The sequence below is a fragment of the Amycolatopsis viridis genome, from assembly GCF_011758765.1.
GTDB lineage: Bacteria > Actinomycetota > Actinomycetes > Mycobacteriales > Pseudonocardiaceae > Amycolatopsis_E > Amycolatopsis_E viridis.
In genome coordinates, this window is sequence record NZ_JAANOU010000001.1 from 780,142 (window position 1) to 801,129 (window position 20,988).

Genomic DNA, 20,988 nt, shown 5'->3' on the forward strand with positions numbered 1-20,988 from the left:
CCCGCGTTGTTCGGTTGTCGGTCCGACCATGCCATGGCGCGCTCCAGACCTCAAGAGCACGACGGTGAGACCGCTCACCGGTCGTGCTGCTGGTGGTGTTCGAGGCCGGGGCGCGGTGCGGGAACCTGGCCGGCGGCGGCTCGGCGCGAGCCGGTGCGGTGGTGGGGGTGTTCGTGCTGGTCCTCGCGCTGCAGACGCGCGTGGTGGTGGCCGGCGCCGGCGCGCGGTCGCGGTCTACCCGTCGATCTGCAACCTGGGGATCAGCGCGGGAGCCTGGTTGGGCGGGCGCGCGTTGTCGGCCGGGGCGCGTGCTCGGTGGGCTGGCCGTGTCAGCTCTCCACCGCCACCGCCATCGCCACGCCGAACGCCACGAACACGCCGCCTGAGGACTTTTCCAGCCGCTGCCGGACGGTGGCGGTGCGCAGCCAGCGCCCGACGCGGGTGAGCGCGAGGGCGAGCGCGGTGTACCAGACGGTGTCGGTGAGCATCCAGACGAGGACGAGGAGCAGCAGCGGCAGCGGGCCCGCGGCGTGGGCGGGGACGAACTGCGGGAGGAACGAGATCGCGAAGACCCCGGCCTTCGGGTTGGTGACGTTGATCAGGAAGCCGGCCCGGAACCCGGCGCCCGGCCTGGGCTCGTCGACGGGGCCGTGGCGGCGGAGCAGCATCCGCGCGCCGAGGAAGACGAGGTAAACCGCACCGGCGATGCGCAGCACCGTGTAGGCGGTTTCGGACGCGACGAGCAGCGCGGAGATCCCGAACACCGCGGCCAGGCCCCACACCAGCACACCGGCCTCGATTCCGGCGATCGTGGCGAGCGAGTTCCGCCGGGAGCCGCGGGCGGACTGCTTGACCAGCATGAGGGTAGCCGGCCCGGGCACGAGCGCGATGAGGAAGGCGGCGGGCACGAACGCGAGCACATTGGGCATCCCCGCACGGTGGCGGACCGGGGTCGCCCGCGGCAACCGCATTTCGGGCATGCTCGTCGCAGGCCCGCGACGAGGATGCCGACCAGTCGGCGCGCGTCGTAGGGGTGCTTGCGGTTCGCGCCCGCGGAGATCTGGGAACTGCCCACGGGCCACGACGGCATGATCACGCTGCCCGCGGAGCTGAGTGAGCTGCTCCTGAAGCTCACCTGAGGGCCGCGGGCGGACGGGCCGGACCGCGGCTGACCACGGAGAACGGGCTTCTACGCTGCTGTCTTCATGATGGATGCCGCTATTTTGGGTAGGTCGAGCGAGGAGGTGGGGCGAGGATGAGCAGTGCCGTGACGGGCTACGGCTGGGATTGGCAGGCCCTGCTGCGTACCTGGCAGGAGCTCGACGTGCCCGAAGGGTGGCGTGCGGAGATCACCGAGGGGGGAGTGACGATGACGCCGCCGCCCGGGAACGGGCACAGCAACATCGCGGAGCTGGTCAACCGGGCCTTGGTCCGTGCGGCGCCGGACGAGCGGGCTGTCCTGCAGACGCTGGGGATCGCCATCAGCGGGGCGAGCCGGCTGTACCAGCCCGACCTGGTGGTGGTTCCACGCCGTGAGCTGCTCACCCGCCCGGACACCGTGCCGGTCCCCGCGAAGACGGCGGAGCTGGTGGTGGAGATCGTCTCGCGAGGCAATGCCCGCACGGACGTGTCGAGAAGCTGTGGGCCTACGCGCAGGCGCCGGTTCCGCTCTACCTCCTGATCGACCGCTACACCGAACCCAAGCCGTCCGTCACGCTCTACTCCGACCCGGTGGACGGGCACTACCGCCGTTCGGAGCAGGTTTCCTTCGGCGAGCAGATCCGGCTGCCCGCGCCGTTCGGCCTGGCGCTGGACACCGCCGCCTTCTAGTTCACCAGCTCGCTCGGCGTCGCGAACACGTCGACCATCGCGCCGTTGCGCAGCACGGTGATCGCCAGGCGGGTGCCGATCACCTCCGCGAACAGCTGCCGCTGGATGTCCTGCGCGTCCGTGATCCGCGAGCGGCCCACGGTCAGCACCAGGTCGCCCGGCCGCAGCCCGGCGCGCTCCGCGGGGCCGCCGCGCACCACCTCGACGATCCGCAGCCCGGCGCGCTGCCCGGTGTGCTCCGCGACGTCGTCCGGCAGCGGCGCCGGCACCCCCACCACGCCGAGGTACGCCCGCCGCACCCGGCCCTCCACCGTGAGCGTGTCGATGATCCGCCGGGTGGTGTCGTTGATCGGCACCGCGAGGCCCAGCCCGAAGCCGGCGACCGCGGTGTTGACCCCCACCACCCGGCCGGCCGAATCCGCGAGGGCCCCGCCCGAGTTGCCCGGGTTCAGGGCCGCGTCCGTCTGGATCACGTTCTCGATCACCCGCCCGGCGCTGCGCGTGCGCACCGGCAGCGACCGGCCCAGCGCGCTGACCACCCCGGCCGTCACCGACCCGGCCAGCCCCAGCGGACTCCCGATCGCGACCACCAGCTGACCCACGACCAGCTTGTCCGCGTCGCCCAGCCGCGCGGCGGGCGGCGCCTCGGACGCGCGCAGCACGGCCAGGTCGGACAGCGGGTCCGCACCCACCACCGTGAACCGGGTCTCCGTACCGTCCGAGTAGGTCGCGATGCCGTGCGCGCCGCTCCCCACCACGTGCGCGTTCGTCACCAGGTGACCGTCATCGGCGAACACGACCGCCGATCCGCTGCCGCGGGCCAGCCGCACGCTCGCGACGTGCGGGGTCACCTCGGCGGCCACCGAGCTCACCGAGCGTGAGTAGGCGTCGAGGGCATCGGCGTCGTCCACCGCCACCACCACCCGGGCAATTACACCGTTACATCCGTAACCAGTGTGCGCTTGCCGACGCCGGGTGGCCGCCCCGTTCACCGAGGGCGAAAGCTCAGTCCGCGCCGGGCAGCCAGGACAGGCCCGGCACGCCCCACTTGTTGCGCTTGAGCATCCGCTTCGCGTCGCGCGCGTGGCGGCCGACGAGGCGGTCCAGGTAGATGAAGCCGTCCAGGTGGTCGGTCTCGTGCTGCAGGCACCGCGCGAAGTACCCGGTGCCCTCGACCTCGATCGGGTTGCCGTCCAGGTCGGAACCGGTGACCTTCGCCCACTTCGCCCGCCCCGTCGGGTACGACTCGCCGGGCGCCGACAGGCAGCCCTCCCAGTCGTCGTCCGGGTCGGGCATGGTCTCCGGGATTTCGGAGGTCTCCAGCTTCGGGTTGACCACCAGGCCCTTGTGCCGCACGCCCTCGTCGTCCGGGCAGTCGTAGACGAACACGCGCAGGTCGACGCCGATCTGGTTGGCCGCGAGCCCCACGCCTTCGGCGGCGTACATCGTCTCGAACATGTCGTCGGTGAGGGTGCGCAGCTCGTCGTCGAACTTCTCCACCTCACGGGTGGGCTGGTGCAGCACCGGGTCGCCGGCGATCCGGATCGGGTGGATGGTCACAATCCGCGATCGTACCCAGCGCACGACCCGTGACGCGCCGGGCCGTGATCCCACAACCGGACCCTCGACCCGTGGTTGAATGGCGCCCGCGGGATGACAACCGTGTGATTTGCGAGTTGAGGAGTCAGATGGACGCCGCGGAGTCGATGGCCGAGGGCGACCGGCCGTCGCCCGAGCCCACCGGCGACGAGGGCGGGCTCACGCCCCGCGAGCTGAAGATGCTGGCGTTCGAACGCCAGTGGTGGCGCTACGCGGGCGCCAAGGAGCAGGCCGTCCGCGAGGAGTTCGGCCTCTCGCCCACCCGGTACTACCAGCTGCTCAACCAGCTCCTCGACAAAGAGGAAGCGATGCGCGCCGACCCGATGCTCGTCAAGCGGTTGCGCCGGATGCGCAGCACGCGGCAGCGCAAGCGGGTCGCCCGGCGACTGGGGATCGAAGCGCTATGAACTTTCCGCAGGGTCTGTCCCGCCCGCTGCGCCTGGCCGGTGTGGTGCTGATCGGGGTCGCTCTGGTGGCGGTCGTGATCGGCGGCATCACCGCGCTGAACGGCGGCGGGGACAGTGACCAGACCGCGGCGCCGAGCTCCACCGCCGGCCGCGGCACGCCGTCGCCGGAGCCGACCACCGTGCCGAGCTCCACCGAACCGCCGCCGTCCAGCCCGGCGCCGTCGCCGTCGCCGGAGGTGTCCCCGCCGGGCCAGCCGACGGACACGCCCGCCCCGGGCGGCCCCGGTGGCGCGCCGGGCCAGCCGGGCGGCACGCCCGGCCAGAACCAGGGTGGGACGGCCGCCGACCAGACCGCCGCCAAGTGGGTGCCGGTGCGCGTCTACAACAACAGCACCATCCACGGGCTCGCCGCCCGCGCGGCCGAGGACCTGACGGCCAACGGCTGGAACGTCGTCGAGTCCGGCAACTACCCGTACGGCATCATCCCGACGACCACGGCGTACTACACGCCGGGCACCGACGAGGAGACCGCCGCGCGCTCGTTGGCCGTCGCGTTCGGCATGAAGGTCGAACCGCGCTTCGAGGGCATCCGGGACGCGAGCCCGGGCGTCATCGTCATCGTGACCAACGACTACAAGGGCTCCCAGGTCAAGGGCTCCTGACCGATCCTCAGGCCCGGTTCGCCGCGTAGGCCTCCAGCGCGGCGAGCTGCGCCGGGTCGAGCGACGGGCGGACGGTCTCGCGCGCCTTCTCCAGGTGTGCCGCGGTGACCTCCGCGGCGTCCAGCGACTCGCGCATCGCCGTCAGCGCGGCCTCCCGGATCAGCGCCGCGCAGTCCGCCGCCGAGTAGCCGGCCAGGGTGCCCGCGACGGCGGCCAGGTCCACATCGGACGCCAGTGGCGTGTGCCGGGCCGTGGCACGCAGGATCTCGGTCCGCGCCGGCGCGTCCGGCGGTGGCACGTACACCAGCCGCTCCAGCCGTCCCGGGCGCAGCAGGGCCGGGTCGACGAGCTCGGGCCGGTTGGTCGCGCCGAGCACGACCACGTCCCGCATCGGCTCGACCCCGTCCAGCTCGGTCAGCAGTGCGGCCACCACCCGGTCGGACACGCCCGAGTCGCCGGACTGCCCGCGGCGCGGCGCGAGCGCGTCGATCTCGTCCAGGAACACCAGCGAGGGCGCTGCGTCGGCAGCCTTGCGGAACAGCTCGCGCACCGCGCGTTCGGACTCACCGACCCACTTGTCCAGCAGCTCGGCGCCCTTGACCGCGAACACGTTCAAGGCGCCGGTGCCGGCCAGCGCGCGGACCAGGAACGTCTTGCCGCCACCCGGCGGCCCGTACAGCAGCACGCCGCGCGGCGGCGCGATCCCGAGCCGCGCGAACGAGTCCGGGTACCGCAGCGGCCACAGCACCGCCTCGGTCAGCGACTGCTTGACCTCGGTCATGTCGCCGACGTCGTCCAGCGTCAGTCCGCCGGTGGCCAGGTTGTCCGATGTGGACATCGAGATCGGGCGGACGGACTGCAGCGCGTCCAGCAGATCCTGCTGGGCGATCCGCGGTTCGGTCTCGTCCCGCTGCCGCAGGGCGGCGCGGACCGCGGCGTCCCGGCGCAGCGCGAGCAGGTCCGCGGCCACGAAACCGGGCGTGCGTTCGGCGATCCCGCCAAGGTCCACAGTGGAGTCCAGCGGCACGTCCCGTAGCAGCACGCGCAGCAGTTCGATGCGCACCCGGACGTCCGGCTGCGGGATCGCCAGCTCGCGGTCGAGCAGGTCGGCGGCGCGCAGGCGCGGATCGCACGCCTCGGGGCGGGCCGTGGTCGCGACGACCGCGAGCTCCGTCCGGGCCAGTGCGCCGCGCAGCTCGTCCAGCACCACGGTGGCGACCGGCGGGGGCTGGGCCGCCGGGAGGAGCGTGTCGATGTCGGTGATCAACAGGACCGCCGGTCCGCCCGACGCGGCTTGGTCGATCGCCTCGCGCAGCCGGGTGGCGATCGCGTTCGGTTCCAGCACGGCGACCGACGGTGCGGCCAGCACGACCACCCGCAGGTTCTCCGCCGCGGCGACCGACCGCACCAGTGTCGTCTTGCCGACCCCTTCGGCGCCGGACAGCAGCACGCCGAGCCGCGCCGAGGTGCCCAGCCGGGACAGCAGCTCGGGCCGGCGGAAGGTGAGGTCGACCCACTCGGCGAGTGTGCGTGCCTGGTCCTGCGCGCCGCACAGGTCGCTCACCGGCGGGGCCGGCTCGTCCGGCTCCGGCACCACCGCGGCCGCCACCGGAGGGGCGGGCGCGGCCGGTGCGGCGGTGCGCGCGCCGTCCCGCCAGTCGACCACAGTGGACGGTCCGATCACGACCGGGCCGGCCGGTTCGGTCGCGGTGACGGTGAGCAGCTCGGTGGTCCAGCCCGCGCCGATCGCCCGGGACAGCTGACCGCGCACCGAGGTGACGTCCGACCCCGGCGCCGGCGCCAGGTCCTGCGGCAGCAGCGACACCGCGTCGCCGACCGTCAGCACCTTCCCGGTGAGCGCGAGCCGCAGCGTGTTCGGCGACAGCGATGCGCTGGCCAGGCGCGATCCGGCGACGGTGACCGAGCGGGCCTGCGTGACGTCCGCCGGGGCGACGACGACTTCCGAGCCCTCGGTCACGCCGAGGTTGGACAGCGTCACGTCGTCGGCGTACACCACGCCGGGCGTCCCGCTCGCGTCTGCGGGTGCGGCGAGCGCGGCGCTCACCCGGGCGCCGGTCAGGTGCACCGCGTCCCAGGCGCGCAGCCCCAGCGCGTCGAGCACCTCGGGGTGCAGGCGCACGATGCCCCGCCGCGTGTCCAGGGCGGACGGCGTGTGCCGGATGGTCAGCGTGATCTGGGGCGCGCGCACGCCCTCACTCTAGGGCGAGCGCGGCCGGGATGGCGGCGAAGGTGCGGTCGACGAGGACCGGGAGCTGCGCCCGGTCGCCGGACGGGCTCCACTCCGCGAGCGCCACGTTCCACGCCGCGACCACGATCTCGACGAGCAGCCGCAGCTCCAGCGTGGGCGGGCCGGGCAGCAGGCGGATCATCTCCTGCTCGACCTCGGCGCAGTACCGCAGCGAATGGGCGTGCAGCGCCGGGTGCCCGTCGATCAGCCGGACGGTCGGCAGGAACTGCCGGTACCAGTGGTCGTCCATCCGGTCGATCGCGGTCAGCAGCGCGTCCTTGATGCCGCCGAGCAGCGGTCCCGACGGCGGGCGTTCGGCCAGCAGCTGGAGGACGGTGTCCCACAACTGCTTGACAGCGGCCAGCGCCACATCCTCTTTGGACGTGAAGTTGCGGAAGAAGGTCCGCTTGGAGACCTCCACCGCCTCGACCAGTTCGTCCAGCGTCGTGGAGTCGAAACCGCGCTCGGTGAACATCGCGACCGCGGTCTCCGCGAGCGCCTGGCGCGTGCGCAGTTTCTTCCGCTCGCGCAGGGGGAGCGGCTGCCCGGTCGTCGGCATGACTGTCATCACCACCAGTGTAGTTGATGCCGCTTGTACGCAAATGCCACTCGGTGGCACAATGGTCGAAAGTCATTCAGGAGGAGAGAACATGCGTGCACTGGTCGTCGACCACTCGGTGGAGTCCCACCTGCGGCTGGCCGAGGTCCCCGATCCCGTGCCGGAGCCGGACGAGGCGCTGGTGCGGGTCGAGGCGGTCTCGCTCAACTTCGGCGAGACCCACGGCGTGAGCTCGCCGGAGATGCCCGAGGGGGTCGTGCCCGGCTGGGACGCGACCGGCGTGGTCGTCCAGGCGGCGGCCGACGGATCCGGTCCCGCGGCCGGTACCCGCGTGGTCACCCTGGCGCACAGCGGCGCGTGGGCCGAGCTGCGGGCGGTGCCGACCGCGATGATCGGCACCGTGCCGTCCGGCGCGGACGGCGGCGCCATCAGCACGATCCCGGTGGCCGGCCTGACCGCGGTGCGCGTGCTGCGCCGGTTCGGGCAGACCCTCGGCCGGCGCATCATGATCACCGGTGCGTCCGGCGGTGTCGGCCGGTACGCCGTCCAGCTCGCCGCCAGGGCGGGCGCCGAAGTGGTCGCCGTCAGCGGGGATCCGGCCCAGGCCGACGTGCTCCGGGCGCTCGGCGCCCACGAGGTGATCAAGCACCCGGCCGAGGCGAGCCGGCCGGTGCACGGCGTGCTGGACAACGTGGAGGGCGAGCAGATGGTTGCCGCGTTCCAGGCACTGCACGCCGGTGGTCAGCTCGTCGGTGTCGGGCGCGCCACCGGCGAAGACGTGGTCTTCCCGTTCGGCACGTTCCTCGCCACCGAGGGCCGCCACAACCGGTCGATCAGCACGTTCTACCTGCTCGCGGAGCCCAGGGAGGATTTCGCCGAGGACCTCACCTGGCTCGCCGGCGAGGTGGCCGACGGCCGCCTCGACCCGGGCATCACCTGGCGCGGTGACTGGTCACGGCACGCCGAGGCGACCGCGGCCCTGCTCGGCCGCCGCCTGCGGGGCAAGGCCGTCCTGGAGATCAGCTGACGCGGGACCCCCACCGGTCGAGGTAGGTGATCTCCTCGACCGGTGGCCGCGCCGCGGGCCGGAACTCCTGCTGGGTCGTGTAGGCCACCGGCAGCAGCGCGACCTGCGTGTACCCCTCCGGGATGCCCAGCGTCCGGGCGACCTCCTCCTCGTGGCCGAACAGGTGGTAGCCGGTGATCGTGCTGCCCAGCCCGCGGGCGCGCAGCGCGAGCTGGAAGCTCCAGATCGCCGGGTAGATCGAGCCGTAGAACCCGGTCAGCTCGGCGTTGCCGCCCTCCGGCTGCCCGGCCACGCACACGAGGACGAGCGCCGGGACGCGGTGCAGGTTGTCCTTCAGGAACCGCGCCGAGGCGAGCGAGCGCGGCGCGACCAGGTGGCCGTACTCGCGCTGCGCGGCCTCGGCCACCTCCCGGACCGGCTCGGCGACGCGGGCCTTGAGCTCGGGGTCGCGCACCACGAGCCAGCGGATCGCGTCCTGCCGGTTGCCGGCGATCGGGGCCTGCATCGCGATGCGCAGGCACTCGATGAGCACCCCGTCCTCGACCGGCCGGTCCAGGTCCAGCTTGCGCCGGACCGAGCGGGTGGTGGTCAGTGCCGTGTCCACGTCCATCTGCCGTCCTCTCTGAGACTTACGCTGTAAGTACTTACACTGTAAGCCATGTCGTTGACACGCGAGAAGGTGCTCGACGCCGCGTTGCGGTTGGTCGGGGAGAACGGCCTGGGCGGCCTGTCGATGCGCAAGCTCGCCGCCGAGCTGGGCGTGGAGGCGATGTCGCTCTACAACCACGTCGCCGGCAAGCAGGATCTGCTGGACGGGGTCGCGGCCCGGGTGTTCGAGCAGGTGGCGTTACCCGATCCGGGGTTGCCCTGGGACGAGCGGCTGCGGGCGCTCGGACTGAACGCCTTCGAGACGCTGAACCGCCACCCGGCCGTCGTCCGCGCCCTCACCGCCGAGCAGGCCAACCCGCTGTCCGAGGGCGCGGTGCGGCTCATGGACGCGATCATCGGCGCGCTGCTGGACGCCGGGCTCGACGAAGACCACGCCGCACGCGCCTACCGTTCGCTGATCGGGATGGTGTTCGGCGCGGTGCTCGTCGGCGCGGGCGGGCTGGCGGCCGAGCGCGCGGAGCCGGTCATGGAATGGTTCCGCCGCACGGTCACGCCGCGGCAGCACCCGAGCCTGCACCGGGTCATGCCGGCCATGGCGAGCATCGACTGCGTGCAGGACTTCACCTACCAGCTCGACCTGCTGATCAAGGGCCTGCGCTAGCGGGTCGACGGCCCTTCCCGGTCAGCGGTTGCGCTGCCGCAGCCCGATGCGCCGCCAGCTCCGCCGCCGCGACCGGTCCTGGCTCTCCGCCGGGTACGTGCGCACCCCGCGCACCACGTGGTCCTGCGTGCGGCGCACGTTCAGCCGCTGGTTGCCGGCCACCCGCGGGAACCGCGGCCGCCGCAGCCGCAGGCGGCTGGTGCTGCGCCGGATCGCCCGGCGCTCGCGCAGCGGCACGCCCCACGCCTCCGGGTGGTTGGCCAGCCAGTGGTAGCGCCGGAGGGCGTAGGGGATGTGGGCCAGGTAGAGCAGCAACGCGGTGGCCAGCGCGATCAGCGGGTACTGGATGACCGCCGCCGCGGCGAGGCCCACCCCGACCAGCAGCGGCGCGGCCGCCTTCGCCGGGACCCGGACCGACTTCAACGACAGCGTGGGCAGCCTGCTGATCAGCAGCAGCGCGATCGCCACCGTCCACACGTAGACCACCGGAGCGCTGGACCACCAGCCGTCGCCGAACTCCAGCGTGAGGATCACCGGCATCAGCGCGCACAGGCCGCCCGCGGGCGCCGGCACGCCGACGAAGAACTCCTTCGCGTACGGCGGCTGTTCCACGTCCAGCAGCGTGTTGAACCGGGCCAGCCGCAGCACCATGCACACCGCGAAGGTCAGCGCGACGATCCAGCCGGCACCGGAGCTGTCCCCGGCCCAGATGTAGAGCACCAGCGCCGGTGCGACACCGAAGGAGATGGCGTCGGACAGCGAGTCCAGCTCGGCGCCCATCTTCGACGTCGCGTCGAGCAGGCGGGCGATCCGGCCGTCCAGGCTGTCCAGCACGGCGGCGACGCCGATCGCGCCGATCGCCAGCACGAGCTGCCCCTTGAGCGCGAACTGCGCGGCGGACAGCCCCGCGCACAGCGCGAGCACCGTGATCGCGTTGGGCAGCAGCCGCACCGTCGGTGTCATCACCCGGACCATGATCAGGCTCCTCGCTCCGGCAGCGCCGCCAGCGGCGTCTCGCCGCCGATGGTCCGCTGGCCCTTGCGGACCAGCACCTCGCTGCCCGGCGGCAGGTAGATGTCGACGCGCGAGCCGAACCGGATCAGGCCGTAGGTGTCACCGGCCCGGACCTTGTCGCCGTCGGCGACCTGGCACAGGATCCGGCGCGCGACCAGTCCGGCGATCTGCACGACCACCAGCTCGTGCCCGTCCCCGGTGCGCAGCAGCAGCGAGTTGCGCTCGTTGTCGTCGCTGGCCTTGTCCAGGTCCGCGGACAGGAACTTGCCGGGCCGGTAGGCGACCCGCTCGACCACGCCGGTGGCCGGCACCCGCTGCACGTGCACGTCGAAGACCGACAGGAACACGCTCACCCGCATCCGCGGCTCGGCGGGCAGGCCCAGCTCCGGTGGCGGGGCGGCCTCCTCGATCAGGGAGACGATGCCGTCGGCTGCCGCCAGCACCAGCCCGTCCCGCTCCGGCGGCACGCGCTTCGGTTCGCGGAAGAAGGCCGCAACGGCCAGCGTCGCCAGCGCGCCCGCCGGGCCCAGCGGCTTCCACAGCCGCCGCAACAGCAGCGTGGCGGCCACGCCACCGGCGACGAACGGCCGCCCCGCGGGGTGCATCGGCGGCAGCGTCTCGCGGGCGAGTTGCAGCGCGTGGGTGATCGGATTGCTCGCCTTGTCCGGCGAAGAGGTGCTCATCGAAGCGGTGTCCCGGGTGATTCGTGTCCAAGGTGTGACCGGTCCGTGACGCCGGGTCAGGCGTGCTGGGTCACCGATCCGGGTATCCACGCTACCGGCAGGTCCGCGCGGCCCGTTCCGCGTCCCGTCAAACGAGCTCCGCGCCGCTGACACTGGGTGACAACGGGGTGTGCGGACCGTAGTAGCAGCAGAGAGGAAGTGTCATGTCGGCCCCGCAGCGCATCCGCGAAGAGCGCCTTTCCGAGCTGTTGGCGGCGTGGCGCGACGACGTGAACAGTGTCCCGATACCCCGGCTGGTCCCGACCGAAACCGCGGTCGCCCTGATCCGGCCCGTGCGAGCGCTCGGTGTTCGGTGCCGGGCCGCTGAACCCCCCGACGGCCCAGCGGCCCGGCACGGCAGGCTGGTGCCGTAGGCGCTGAATTTTAGCTTCGGCAAGCGAATTCGTAACCACTCGTAGGACAACTGTTACAAGAAGTCACACGGGGGCACCAAGCGGCAGGAGCAGCACGTCGACCTCGCTGCCCTCCGGTGCCTCGACCACGTCCTCCGGCAGCTCGATCAGGCAGTTGGCCTGCGCGAACGCGGCGAGCAGGTGCGATCCCGGGCCACCACGTGGCCCGACCTCCCCGGTCACCTGGCCCTCGTGCTGCGAGTAGAACCCGCGGCGGAACTGGCGGCGGCCGGCGGGCGAGCTCAGGGACTCGGTCAGCCGTGCCCGCACGCGGTGCCGGTCCACCTGGCGGTGGCCCAGCGCGGTGAGGATCGCCGGGCGCAGGAAAACCTCGAACGACACCAGCACGCTCACCGGGTTGCCGGGCAGCGTCACCACGGGCACGCCCTGCCAGCGGCCGTTGCCCTGCGGGCCGCCCGGCTGCATCGCGACCTTCACGAACTCGACACCGGCACCGGTCAGCGAGTCCTTCACGACCTCGTAGGCGCCCGCGCTGACGCCGCCCGAGGTCACCACCAGGTCCGCCGCCGCCAGGCGCGGTTCGACGACCGAGCGGAACTCGGCCACGTCATCGGCGACGCTGCGCACGATCTCCACCTGGCAGCCGAGCGCACGGATGCCCGCGGCGAGCATGATGCTGTTCGACTCGTAGATCTGCCCGTGCCGCAGCTCCTGCGGCGGTGTCACCAGCTCCGAACCGGTCGACACCACCAGCACGCGCAGCGGCGCGTACACGGTCAGCCGGTCCAGGCCCACCGCCGCGGCCAGCCCGAGCTGCGCCGGTCCCAGCACCGTGCCGGCGTGCAGCGCGATCGCGCCCGCCGCGACGTCCTCACCGGTGCGGCGCAGGTGCGTGCCGACCGGGGCCGGCTCGCGGATCGACACCTTCTCGGTGCCGCCGTCGGTGTCCTCGACCTTGATCACCGCATCCGCGCCCGGCGGCATCGGCGCGCCGGTCATGATGCGGTGCGCGGTGCCCGGCAGCAGCGGCGGCACGTCCGTGCGCCCGGCCGGGATGTCCTCGGCGACCGGCAGCTCCACCGGCGTGCTCGCGGTGGCCGAGGCGACGTCGACCGCCCGCACCGCGTAACCGTCCATCGCCGAGTTGTCGAACGGCGGCAGCGAGACGCCCGCGGGCACGTCCCTGGCCAGTACCAGCCCGGCGCACCCGGTCAGCGGGAGCGCGGTGACCGGGGCGGTACCGAGCAGCTCGGTGACGGCCGCGCGGTAGGTGTCGACGGAAATCACGCGGACCATCCTGCCCCGCCAAGGCGGTCGTGCAACACTTCCCCCCGCCCGTTGATCCACGAGGGGGAGGCATGCAGGTCCACACCCGGCACACACCCGCATTCGGCGTGGCCCGGGTGATCCTGGGTCCCGGTGAAGCCGTGCAGGCGCCCGGCGAGTCGATGGTCGCGAGCAGTTTCGGCCTCACCGAGGTGGCCGGCGGACGCCGGTCGCCGTCGGTGTTCACCGCGCCGGCCGAGGGCGGCTGGCTCGACCTCGCGCCGTCCGTCGCCGGCGACGTCTACGCGCTGGAGTTCGACGGGCGCACCGGCTGGTGCGTCGCCCGGCACGCGGTGTTCGCGCGGCCGGCGTCGGTGCGGGCCGATTCCTGGCCCGGCCTGCGGACGATGTTCGGCGCCGAGGGAACGTCCCAGGGTTTCCTGGAGCACTACAGCGGAACCGGTCCCCTCGTGCTCGCCTGCGCCGGTCCGGTGGACCAGTTCCACCTGGCCGCCGGTGAGCTGATCTCGGTGCACCCCGGGCACGTGCTGGCCTATCCGGACACCGTGCAGTGCCGTCTGCGGGCGGTCGACCCTTCGGCGCAGCAGTCCATCCGGACGGGCGCCGGGCTGATGCTCGACTTCGCCGGACCGGGAACGCTTTTGGTGCAAGCGCGTAAATCTCGCTGAAACTTGTTGCTCCCGCGCGTTTCTCCGGTACCGTTACCTCCACTCGGGAGCCGGGCGGGCACGGCTCCCGGAGTTTTTCGCAAGGAGGAAGCCGTGGCTGTTGGCACGGTCAAGTGGTTCAATTCCGAAAAGGGCTACGGGTTCATCGCGTCCCCCGAGGGGCCCGATGTGTTCGTGCATTACTCGGCCATCCAGTCGGACGGGTTCCGCACCCTCGACGAGGGTGATCAGGTCGAGTTCCAGATCGAAGCAGGCCGGGACGGCCGGACCCAGGCAGCGGACGTCCGCAAGGTGTCGTAGCCGGTGCGGCTAGGCTGCGCTGTGTGACAGGCGATGTGTCGGGGGACCTCACCGGTCGCCGGCTGGGTAACTACCGCATAGACGGAGTGCTCGGCAAAGGTGGCATGAGCGTCATGTACAAGGCCACCGACGTGCGGCTCGGCCGCAAGGTCGCCTTGAAGGTGATCGGCGAGCACCTGGGTGCCGACGCCGAGTTCCGCGAACGATTCGTGGACGAGGCGCGCAACACCTCCGCCGTGGACCACGCGAACGTCGTGCCGCTGTACGACTTCGGTGAGCTCGACGGAATGCTCTACATCGCCATGCGCCTGGTCGACGGCGCCGATCTGGCGAGTTTCGTCGCGGACGGGCCGATCGCGCCCGAACGCGCGCTGAAACTGCTCGACCAGGTCGCCGACGCACTCGACTGCCTGCACGAGCGCGGTCTGGTCCACCTCGACGTCAAACCGGCCAACGTGCTGGTCACCAGCCGGGAATCGGCGCGCGAGCACGTGTACGTCGCCGACTTCGGGCTGACCCGGCGCGGCGCGACCGGGCACCGCACCCGCGGTGGCGACTTCCTCGGGTCGCCGACCTACGCCGCCCCGGAACACCTGCGCGGGGAACCGCTGGACGGGCGCACCGACCAGTACGCGCTCGCGTGCGTGCTGTACACGTGCCTGACCGGGCAGCCGCCGTTCAGCGGTGACGTGCCGGCGGTGATCAAGGGGCACCTGGCCGTCGAGCCGCCTGCCGTGTCGGAGGTGGTCGGCCTGCCCCCGGCGATCGACGAGGTCGTCCGCCGCGGCATGGCCAAGAACCCGGCCGACCGCTACGACAACTGCGTCGAACTGATCACCGCGGCACGCAAGGCGCTCGGCCCTGCCGCGAGTTCGGCCACCCCGCCGGGACCACCGCAGCCGCCGGCGCGGGAGCCCGGGACGCCATCCGCCCCGCCTCCGGGTCAGGGCGGTCCGGCGGGCCAGTTCGGGCAGCCCGGGATGCCCGGGCCCACCGCTCAACCGGGGGAATTCGGCCCGGCCGCGCGGTTCGGCCCCCCGGGCCAGTTCGGCCGCCCGCCACAGCACGCCGGTCACCCCGGGTTCCCGGCGCAGCCCGGCGGGTACCGCCCGGGCCCGCCGCCCCAGACCGGCTGGGCCCCGCCGGCCACCGCCTGGCAGCAGCAGAACCGGTACCCGCCGCCGGGCTACCCGCCCTACGGTCCCTACGGCGGCCCGCAGCCGCCGAAGGCCGGCGGCGGCCTGAAGTGGTTGTGGGCCGGCCTCGCCGGGCTCGTCGTCGTGGCGGCCGTCGTGGTGACGCTCGTTCTGGTGAACCGGGGCAGTGGCTCCGCCCCCGCGCCGACCACCGCGCCCGAGATCCCGGTCGGGCCGGGTGGCGCCCCGACCGGCGGGTCCGCCACCGGCGGCCCGCCGCCCGCCACGATCTCCATCAAACCGAGCCCCTGACGTGCGGTTCTTGCACTCGCCACCGGAGAGTGCTAAACAGGCGTTGGCACTCGGCAGCGTCGAGTGCCAAGAAGCACCATGGTCGGGACGGTGAGGCCGGCTCGGAACACCGAGCAGGTCGTCCGTCGCGGGCACCGAGCCTGGCCGAGCTACGTGTCCTGCTGCCGACCCTGAACCGGGTCATGGCAGCGACCACTACCGGAGGACAACACCGCAATGGCCAAACTGATCGCGTTCGACGAGGACGCCCGCCGCGGGCTTGAGCGCGGACTCAACACCCTCGCCGACGCCGTCAAGGTGACGCTTGGCCCCCGTGGCCGCAACGTCGTGCTCGAAAAGAAGTGGGGCGCGCCGACGATCACCAACGACGGTGTCTCCATCGCCAAGGAGATCGAGCTCGAGGACCCGTGGGAGAAGATCGGGGCCGAGCTCGTCAAGGAAGTTGCGAAGAAGACCGACGACGTAGCCGGTGACGGCACCACCACCGCCACCGTGCTGGCCCAGGCGCTCGTGCGCGAAGGTCTGCGCAACGTGGCCGCCGGTGCCGACCCGATCGCCCTGAAGCGCGGCATCGAGCAGGCCGTCGAGGCCGTCGTCGAGCAGCTGCACAAGGCCGCGAAGGAGGTCGAGACCAAGGAGCAGATCGCTGCCACCGCCTCGATCTCGGCCGCGGACCGCACCATCGGTGAGCTGATCGCCGAGGCGCTGGACAAGGTCGGCAAGGAAGGCGTCGTCACCGTCGAGGAGTCGAACACCTTCGGCCTCGAGCTCGAGCTCACCGAGGGTATGCGCTTCGACAAGGGCTACATCTCGGGTTACTTCGTCACCGACGCCGAGCGTCAGGAAGCCGTCCTGGAGGACCCGTACATCCTCCTGTTCGGCTCGAAGATCTCCAACGTCAAGGACCTGCTCCCGGTCCTGGAGAAGGTCATGCAGTCGGGCAAGCCGCTGCTGATCATCGCCGAGGACGTCGAGGGCGAGGCCCTGGCCACCCTGGTCGTCAACAAGATCCGCGGCACCTTCAAGTCCGTCGCCGTCAAGGCCCCGGGCTTCGGTGACCGCCGCAAGGCGATCCTGCAGGACATCGCGATCCTGACCGGCGGCCAGGTCATCTCCGAGGACGTGGGCCTCAAGCTGGAGAACGCGGACCTGAACCTGCTGGGCAAGGCCCGCAAGGCCGTCATCACCAAGGACGAGACGACCATCGTCGAGGGTGCCGGCGACGCGGACCAGATCCAGGGCCGGGTCAACCAGATCCGCGCCGAGATCGAGAAGTCGGACTCCGACTACGACCGCGAGAAGCTGCAGGAGCGGCTGGCCAAGCTGGCCGGCGGCGTGGCCGTCATCAAGGCCGGTGCCGCCACCGAGGTCGAGCTCAAGGAGCGCAAGCACCGCATCGAGGACGCCGTTCGCAACGCGAAGGCCGCCGTCGAGGAGGGCATCGTCGCCGGTGGTGGCGTGGCCCTGCTGCAGGCGTCCAAGGCTGCCTTCGAGGGCCTGCGCCTGACGGGTGACGAGGCGACCGGTGCGAACATCGTCAAGGTCGCCGTCGAGGCTCCGCTCAAGCAGATCGCCGTCAACAGCGGTCTCGAGGGCGGCGTCGTCGCGGAGAAGGTCAAGGGCCTGCCCGAGGGTCACGGCCTCAACGCCGCGACCGGCGACTACGAGGACCTGGTCTCGGCCGGCGTCATCGACCCGGCGAAGGTGACCCGTTCGGCGCTGCAGAACGCGGCTTCGATCGCGGGTCTGTTCCTGACCACCGAGGCCGTCGTCGCCGACAAGCCGGAGAAGGCTGGCGCCGCTCCGGCCGGTGACCCGACCGGTGGCATGGGCGGCATGGACTTCTGATCCACCCAGTCCGGCGAGAGCCCGGGTGCGCACCGCGCATCCGGGCTCTTTGCTGTTCACTCCTGGGGCATCACGGCCCAGCAGATCGCGTAGATCAGGATGGGCGCGCCGAACCCGAGCAGGGTTGCGGCGGCGAGGACGATGCGGATGATCGACGCGTCGACGCCGAGCAGTTCGGCCCAGCCACCGGCCACGCCGGCGATCATCTTGTCGGTGGAGCTGCGGCGGAGTTTCTTGTCGGTCCCGGTGTTCGTCATGTCTCCATCGTCGGCGGCCTGGCGGCTCAGGACATCGGGGACGAACCCGGAGCGCACCCGGAAACTCTGGGCCAGGGTGGCCGGGGGCCGATAAGGTCGGTGCCATGGCGGGATCTTTGCTGGGTACCGAGGTCCGCCGGGTCGAGGACCCGGATCTGGTGCGCGGCCGCGGCACGTTCGTCGGCAACCTGGAGTTCGAGGGCCTCTGTCACGTCGCTTTCGTGCGGTCACCGTTCGCGCACGCGCTCGTCAACGGCATCGACACCAGCGCGGCCGCGGCGGCGCCCGGGGTGATCGCGGTGCTCACCGCCGCGGATCTCGACCTGCCCGAGTTGCCGGTGTTCCTGGAGCTGAACCCGCAGGCGAAGCGGTACGCGCTGGCATCGGGGCGGGTGCGGTTCGCCGGTGAGCCGGTGGCCGCGGTGGTGGCGGAGAGCGCGGTGGCCGCGGCGGACGCGCTCGAACTGGTCGACGTGGACTACGAACCGCTGCCGGCCGCGGTGGATCCGGAGCAGGCGCTGGCGGACGACGCGCCCGTGCAGTTCCCCGAGCTCGGCACGAACATCGCGGCCGGTGAGCGCGACGCCGCCGGTGCCGAGGTGCTCGACGGCGCGGACGTGGTGGTGCGGGCGCGCATCGAGAACCAGCGGCTGGCGGTGGCCCCGATGGAGGGCAACGCGATCGTGGCGCTGCCCGGGAATGACGAGTTCGACCTGACGGTCTACGTGTCGACCCAGATGCCGCACGGGTTCCAGAGCGCGGCGGCCAAGCTGTTCGGGCTCGACCGCGACCGGGTCCGGGTGGTGGCGCCGCACGTCGGCGGCGCGTTCGGCGGCAAGGTCGGCGTCATCGCCGAGCACGCCGTCGTGATCGAGGCGGCCCGGCGGCTGGGGCGGCCGGTGAAGTGGGTGGAGACGCGGTCGGAGAACCTGCAGGCCTCGCCGCAGGGCCGGGCGCAGGTGCAGTACGCCGAGCTGGGACTGCGCCGCGACGGGACGATCGTCGGACTGCGGTGCCGGGTGATCGGCGACGCCGGGGCCTATGCCGGGTTCGGCGGCGGCCTCGCGCTCGGGCCGACCCGGACGATGGCGCAGGGCGTGTACCGGATCCCGAAGATCAGCTTCGCGGCGATCGCGGCCCTGACGAACACCGCGCCGGTCGGCGCGTTCCGCGGTGCGGGCCGGCCGGAGGCGACCGCGATGCTGGAACGGTTGATGGACCTCGCCGCGGCCGAGCTGGGGATGGACCCGGCGGAGATCCGGCGCCGGAACTTCCTGCGGCCGGAGGAGTTCCCGTACACCACGTACAGCGGGGCGAGCTACGACAGCGGTGACTACGACCTGCCGTTGCGCACCGCGCTCGAGATCGCCGGGTACGACGACCTGCGGGCCGAGCAGAAACGGCGGATCGAGGCCGGGGAAACGCGGTTGCTGGGGATCGGGGTGAGCGCGTACGTCGAGATCACCGGCGGCGGCAACGGCGAGTTCGCGTCGGTGGAGATCCGGCGGGACGGCACCGCCGCGATCAAGGTCGGCACGTCCGGGCACGGCCAGGGGCACGCGACGTCGTTCGCGATGCTGGTGGCCGATGCGCTGGAGATCCCGCTGGAGTCGATCGAGTTCGTGCAGTCCGACACCGCGGAGGTGCCGCGGGGCGCCGGCACCGGAGGGTCCCGGTCGCTGCAGGTCGGCGGCAGTGCGGTGCGGCAGGCCGCGGATGCGGTGCTGGCACGCGCTCGCGAGCTGGCCGCAGCGCGTCTGGAGGCCGGGGTGGACGACATCGTGCTGACCGACGGCCGGCTCGGCGTCGCGGGCGTCCCGCAGGCGACGATCGGGTGGGCGGAGCTGGCGGCCGCGGCCGTGGAGGAGGGCCGCCCGCTGCTGGAGGCGACGGACTTCAAGCCGGGCGGGGCGACGTTCCCGTTCGGCGCGCACGTGTCGGTGGTCGAGGTGGATGTCGAGACGGGCTTCGTGAAACCGTTGCGGCACATAGCGGTGGACGACTGCGGGCGGGTGCTGAACCCGATGCTCGTGCGCGGGCAACAGCACGGCGGGGCGGCGCAGGGGATCTCGCAGGCGTTGTGGGAGCAGGTGTCCTACGACGAGGACGGCAACCCGGTGACCGCCACCTTCGCCGACTACCACCTGCCGTCCGCCGCCGACGTCCCGCCGCTCGAGGTCAGCAGCACCGAGACCCTGACCTCGCGAAACCCGTTGGGCGCCAAGGGGATCGGCGAATCCGCGACAGTCGGTTCCACGCCGGCGGTGCAGAACGCGGTGGTCGACGCGCTGGCCCACCTGGGTGTGCGGCACATCGACATGCCGGCCACGCCGCAGCGGGTGTGGCGTGCGGTGCGGGGCCGGGGTCCCGACCCGTGGCGTGAGCCACCCGCCGCGTTCGACACCCTGCCGGTCCGTGCGTCGAGCGATTCCGCCGACGCCGATGAGGCAGTCGCGTAGCGGGAACAGCCGGAGGGCGGTTCGTCGGTCAGCCGGCGACGCGGTGCAGGCGGTCGAGCCAGGCGGTCGTCGTGGCGTCGTCCGCGCGTGCTTCCGCCGCGAGATCCGGCTCGGGTGCCGTCCGCAGCACCGGCAGGTATCCGTCCACAGGGGACAGGCTGTCGCTGCTCGTGTCGTTGGTGAGCAGGGAGATCGTGCCGAGCCCGCACGCGAAGTCGAGCTCGGGAAGCGCCCCGGCGAGCGCCAGTCCGGCGGCCAGTCCGACGCTGGTCTCGACGGCGGAGGACACCACGCACGGAATTCCGGCGGCCTCGGCGACCTCCAGCGCCCGCCGGACCCCGCCGAGCGGGGCCACCTTGATCACCGCCACGTCGGCCGCCTTCGCGACCGCCACCCGGAGCGGATCCTCGGCGCGCCGGATGGATTCGTCGGCGGCGATGCGGACATCGGTCCTGCGCCGCACCGCGGCGAGTTCGTCGATGTCCGGGCACGGTTGCTCGACGTACTCCAGCCCGCCCGCGGCGCGGTCGAGTTCCCGGATCGCTGTCACCGCCGTACCGACGTCCCACGCGGCATTGGCATCGACCCGGATCGCGCCGCCCGGACCCAGTGCGTCCCGCACGGCGGCCACGCGCTCGCAGTCCTCCACAATGGACGTCCGCGGGTCCGCGACCTTGACCTTGGCCGTCCGGCAGCCCGACTTCGCGACCATCTCGTACGCCAGCTCCGGATCGACCACGGGCACGGTGGTGTTCACCTCGACCCGGTCGCGCACGGGCTCCGGCCACCCGCGGTGGCTCGCTTCCACCGCGGCGGCGAGCCACGGCGCGCTCTCGCGATCGTCGTAGTCGGCGAACGGGCAGAACTCGCCCCAGCCCGCCGGGCCGTGCAGGAGCACCCCTTCGCGCACGGTCACGCCCCGGAACCGGTTCCGGAGCGGGATCGCGTACACCAGGGGCTCAGGCACGCGCCCATCCTCGCACGCGACCACCCCGCTCGCCCCGTCTGC

Annotated in this window: 20 protein-coding genes and 1 pseudogene; 10 read left to right on the forward strand and 11 right to left on the reverse strand. The window is 72.4% G+C overall.

Annotation, left to right across the window (positions count from 1 at the left end):
• Positions 1 to 329: 329 nt before the first annotated feature.
• Positions 330 to 929: a LysE family translocator gene (locus tag FHX46_RS03925; protein WP_167110705.1), complete on the reverse strand. Its 600-nt coding sequence runs from the start codon at positions 927 to 929 to the stop codon at positions 330 to 332.
• Between the two features lie 440 nt (positions 930 to 1,369).
• Here FHX46_RS03925 and FHX46_RS03935 point away from each other — a divergent pair.
• Positions 1,370 to 1,830: pseudogene (locus FHX46_RS03935) on the forward strand (Uma2 family endonuclease).
• Here FHX46_RS03935 and FHX46_RS03940 read toward each other — a convergent pair.
• Together FHX46_RS03940 and FHX46_RS03945 are read right to left on the reverse strand one after the other, a co-directional pair.
• A complete protein-coding gene (locus tag FHX46_RS03940; RefSeq protein WP_167110707.1) occupies positions 1,827 to 2,741 on the reverse strand; it encodes a S1C family serine protease in 915 nt (304 codons plus the stop codon). The pseudogene FHX46_RS03935 and the gene FHX46_RS03940 overlap by 4 nt on opposite strands.
• A 94-nt stretch (positions 2,742 to 2,835) precedes the next feature.
• A complete protein-coding gene (locus tag FHX46_RS03945) occupies positions 2,836 to 3,390 on the reverse strand; it encodes a peptide deformylase (protein ID WP_167110708.1) in 555 nt (184 codons plus the stop codon).
• A 128-nt stretch (positions 3,391 to 3,518) separates the two neighbouring features.
• Here FHX46_RS03945 and FHX46_RS03950 point away from each other — a divergent pair, with 128 nt between their 5' ends.
• Together FHX46_RS03950 and FHX46_RS03955 are read left to right on the forward strand one after the other, a co-directional pair.
• The gene (locus FHX46_RS03950; RefSeq protein ID WP_167110710.1) at positions 3,519 to 3,836 is read left to right on the forward strand and encodes a DUF3263 domain-containing protein; all 318 of its coding nucleotides are present in this window, start codon (positions 3,519 to 3,521) and stop codon (positions 3,834 to 3,836) included.
• A complete protein-coding gene (locus FHX46_RS03955) occupies positions 3,833 to 4,498 on the forward strand; it encodes a LytR C-terminal domain-containing protein (protein WP_167110712.1) in 666 nt (221 codons plus the stop codon). Before FHX46_RS03950 ends, FHX46_RS03955 begins: the two co-directional genes overlap by 4 nt.
• Before the next feature lie 7 nt (positions 4,499 to 4,505).
• Here the strand turns inward: FHX46_RS03955 and FHX46_RS03960 are convergent, their stop codons facing one another.
• Both FHX46_RS03960 and FHX46_RS03965 read right to left on the reverse strand, forming a co-directional pair.
• Complete coding sequence (locus FHX46_RS03960) at positions 4,506 to 6,707, reverse strand: AAA family ATPase (protein WP_167110714.1); 2,202 nt, start codon at positions 6,705 to 6,707, stop codon at positions 4,506 to 4,508.
• Between the two features lie 4 nt (positions 6,708 to 6,711).
• A complete protein-coding gene (locus tag FHX46_RS03965) occupies positions 6,712 to 7,314 on the reverse strand; it encodes a TetR/AcrR family transcriptional regulator (RefSeq protein ID WP_243871219.1) in 603 nt (200 codons plus the stop codon).
• An 82-nt stretch (positions 7,315 to 7,396) separates the two neighbouring features.
• On the opposite strand from FHX46_RS03965, the gene FHX46_RS03970 reads away from it, so the two are divergent.
• Complete coding sequence (locus FHX46_RS03970; RefSeq protein WP_167110716.1) at positions 7,397 to 8,332, forward strand: zinc-binding dehydrogenase; 936 nt, start codon at positions 7,397 to 7,399, stop codon at positions 8,330 to 8,332.
• Here FHX46_RS03970 and FHX46_RS03975 read toward each other — a convergent pair.
• On the reverse strand, positions 8,325 to 8,942 hold the full coding sequence (locus FHX46_RS03975) for a nitroreductase family protein (RefSeq protein ID WP_167110718.1): 618 nt from the start codon (positions 8,940 to 8,942) through the stop codon (positions 8,325 to 8,327). The two genes, FHX46_RS03970 and FHX46_RS03975, sit on opposite strands and share 8 nt — an antisense overlap.
• Before the next feature lie 48 nt (positions 8,943 to 8,990).
• Between FHX46_RS03975 and FHX46_RS03980 the strand changes: the two genes are divergently transcribed.
• Positions 8,991 to 9,602 (forward strand): TetR/AcrR family transcriptional regulator, encoded by a 612-nt coding sequence (locus tag FHX46_RS03980; protein WP_167110720.1) that lies wholly within the window; start codon positions 8,991 to 8,993, stop codon positions 9,600 to 9,602.
• Positions 9,603 to 9,623: 21 nt separating this feature from the next.
• Here the strand turns inward: FHX46_RS03980 and pssA are convergent, their stop codons facing one another.
• The 3 genes from pssA to moeA form a co-directional block, all read right to left on the reverse strand.
• Positions 9,624 to 10,577: a CDP-diacylglycerol--serine O-phosphatidyltransferase gene (pssA, locus tag FHX46_RS03985; RefSeq protein ID WP_167110722.1), complete on the reverse strand. Its 954-nt coding sequence runs from the start codon at positions 10,575 to 10,577 to the stop codon at positions 9,624 to 9,626.
• Between the two features lie 2 nt (positions 10,578 to 10,579).
• The gene (locus tag FHX46_RS03990) at positions 10,580 to 11,299 is read right to left on the reverse strand and encodes a phosphatidylserine decarboxylase (RefSeq protein ID WP_167110724.1); all 720 of its coding nucleotides are present in this window, start codon (positions 11,297 to 11,299) and stop codon (positions 10,580 to 10,582) included.
• 476 nt (positions 11,300 to 11,775) lie between these two features.
• Positions 11,776 to 12,999 (reverse strand): molybdopterin molybdotransferase MoeA, encoded by a 1,224-nt coding sequence (moeA, locus tag FHX46_RS03995; RefSeq protein ID WP_313886015.1) that lies wholly within the window; start codon positions 12,997 to 12,999, stop codon positions 11,776 to 11,778.
• A 71-nt stretch (positions 13,000 to 13,070) separates the two neighbouring features.
• Here moeA and FHX46_RS04000 point away from each other — a divergent pair, with 71 nt between their 5' ends.
• The 4 genes from FHX46_RS04000 to groL all read left to right on the forward strand — a co-directional run bounded on the left by FHX46_RS04000 (position 13,071) and on the right by groL (position 17,263).
• Complete coding sequence (locus FHX46_RS04000; RefSeq protein WP_167110728.1) at positions 13,071 to 13,667, forward strand: AIM24 family protein; 597 nt, start codon at positions 13,071 to 13,073, stop codon at positions 13,665 to 13,667.
• Positions 13,668 to 13,760: 93 nt separating this feature from the next.
• On the forward strand, positions 13,761 to 13,967 hold the full coding sequence (locus FHX46_RS04005) for a cold-shock protein (protein WP_017985292.1): 207 nt from the start codon (positions 13,761 to 13,763) through the stop codon (positions 13,965 to 13,967).
• Between the two features lie 35 nt (positions 13,968 to 14,002).
• The gene (locus FHX46_RS04010) at positions 14,003 to 15,415 is read left to right on the forward strand and encodes a serine/threonine-protein kinase (protein WP_167121096.1); all 1,413 of its coding nucleotides are present in this window, start codon (positions 14,003 to 14,005) and stop codon (positions 15,413 to 15,415) included.
• A gap of 216 nt (positions 15,416 to 15,631) precedes the next feature.
• Positions 15,632 to 17,263, forward strand: a complete 1,632-nt coding sequence (groL, locus tag FHX46_RS04015; RefSeq protein WP_167110729.1) for a chaperonin GroEL — start codon at positions 15,632 to 15,634, stop codon at positions 17,261 to 17,263.
• Between the two features lie 56 nt (positions 17,264 to 17,319).
• Here groL and FHX46_RS04020 read toward each other — a convergent pair whose 3' ends face one another.
• Entirely contained in the window at positions 17,320 to 17,520 is a 201-nt protein-coding gene (locus FHX46_RS04020) for a PspC domain-containing protein (protein WP_167110731.1), read from the reverse strand.
• 104 nt (positions 17,521 to 17,624) lie between these two features.
• On the opposite strand from FHX46_RS04020, the gene FHX46_RS04025 reads away from it, so the two are divergent.
• Positions 17,625 to 19,979 carry a xanthine dehydrogenase family protein molybdopterin-binding subunit gene (locus tag FHX46_RS04025; RefSeq protein WP_167110733.1) on the forward strand — a complete coding sequence of 785 codons (2,355 nt, stop codon included), beginning with the start codon at positions 17,625 to 17,627 and terminating at the stop codon, positions 19,977 to 19,979.
• A gap of 28 nt (positions 19,980 to 20,007) precedes the next feature.
• On the opposite strand, the gene FHX46_RS04030 is transcribed toward FHX46_RS04025, so the two are convergent.
• Positions 20,008 to 20,946 carry an o-succinylbenzoate synthase gene (locus FHX46_RS04030; RefSeq protein WP_167110735.1) on the reverse strand — a complete coding sequence of 313 codons (939 nt, stop codon included), beginning with the start codon at positions 20,944 to 20,946 and terminating at the stop codon, positions 20,008 to 20,010.
• Positions 20,947 to 20,988 lie beyond the last annotated feature (42 nt).

Bases quoted from the DNA above. Each gene is read 5' to 3' on its own strand.
- FHX46_RS04025 (WP_167110733.1), top strand. From the start codon at position 17,625: ATGGCGGGATCTTTGCTGGGTACCGAGGTCCGCCGGGTCGAGGACCCG.
- FHX46_RS03925 (WP_167110705.1), bottom strand. From the start codon at position 929: ATGCCCAATGTGCTCGCGTTCGTGCCCGCCGCCTTCCTCATCGCGCTC.
- FHX46_RS03975 (WP_167110718.1), bottom strand. From the start codon at position 8,942: ATGGACGTGGACACGGCACTGACCACCACCCGCTCGGTCCGGCGCAAG.
- groL (WP_167110729.1), top strand. From the start codon at position 15,632: ATGGCCAAACTGATCGCGTTCGACGAGGACGCCCGCCGCGGGCTTGAG.
- FHX46_RS04020 (WP_167110731.1), bottom strand. From the start codon at position 17,520: ATGACGAACACCGGGACCGACAAGAAACTCCGCCGCAGCTCCACCGAC.
- FHX46_RS04000 (WP_167110728.1), top strand. From the start codon at position 13,071: ATGCAGGTCCACACCCGGCACACACCCGCATTCGGCGTGGCCCGGGTG.
- FHX46_RS03970 (WP_167110716.1), top strand. From the start codon at position 7,397: ATGCGTGCACTGGTCGTCGACCACTCGGTGGAGTCCCACCTGCGGCTG.
- FHX46_RS03965 (WP_243871219.1), bottom strand. From the start codon at position 7,314: ATGACAGTCATGCCGACGACCGGGCAGCCGCTCCCCCTGCGCGAGCGG.
- FHX46_RS03990 (WP_167110724.1), bottom strand. From the start codon at position 11,299: ATGAGCACCTCTTCGCCGGACAAGGCGAGCAATCCGATCACCCACGCG.
- pssA (WP_167110722.1), bottom strand. From the start codon at position 10,577: ATGGTCCGGGTGATGACACCGACGGTGCGGCTGCTGCCCAACGCGATC.
- FHX46_RS03980 (WP_167110720.1), top strand. From the start codon at position 8,991: ATGTCGTTGACACGCGAGAAGGTGCTCGACGCCGCGTTGCGGTTGGTC.
- FHX46_RS03950 (WP_167110710.1), top strand. From the start codon at position 3,519: ATGGACGCCGCGGAGTCGATGGCCGAGGGCGACCGGCCGTCGCCCGAG.
- FHX46_RS03955 (WP_167110712.1), top strand. From the start codon at position 3,833: ATGAACTTTCCGCAGGGTCTGTCCCGCCCGCTGCGCCTGGCCGGTGTG.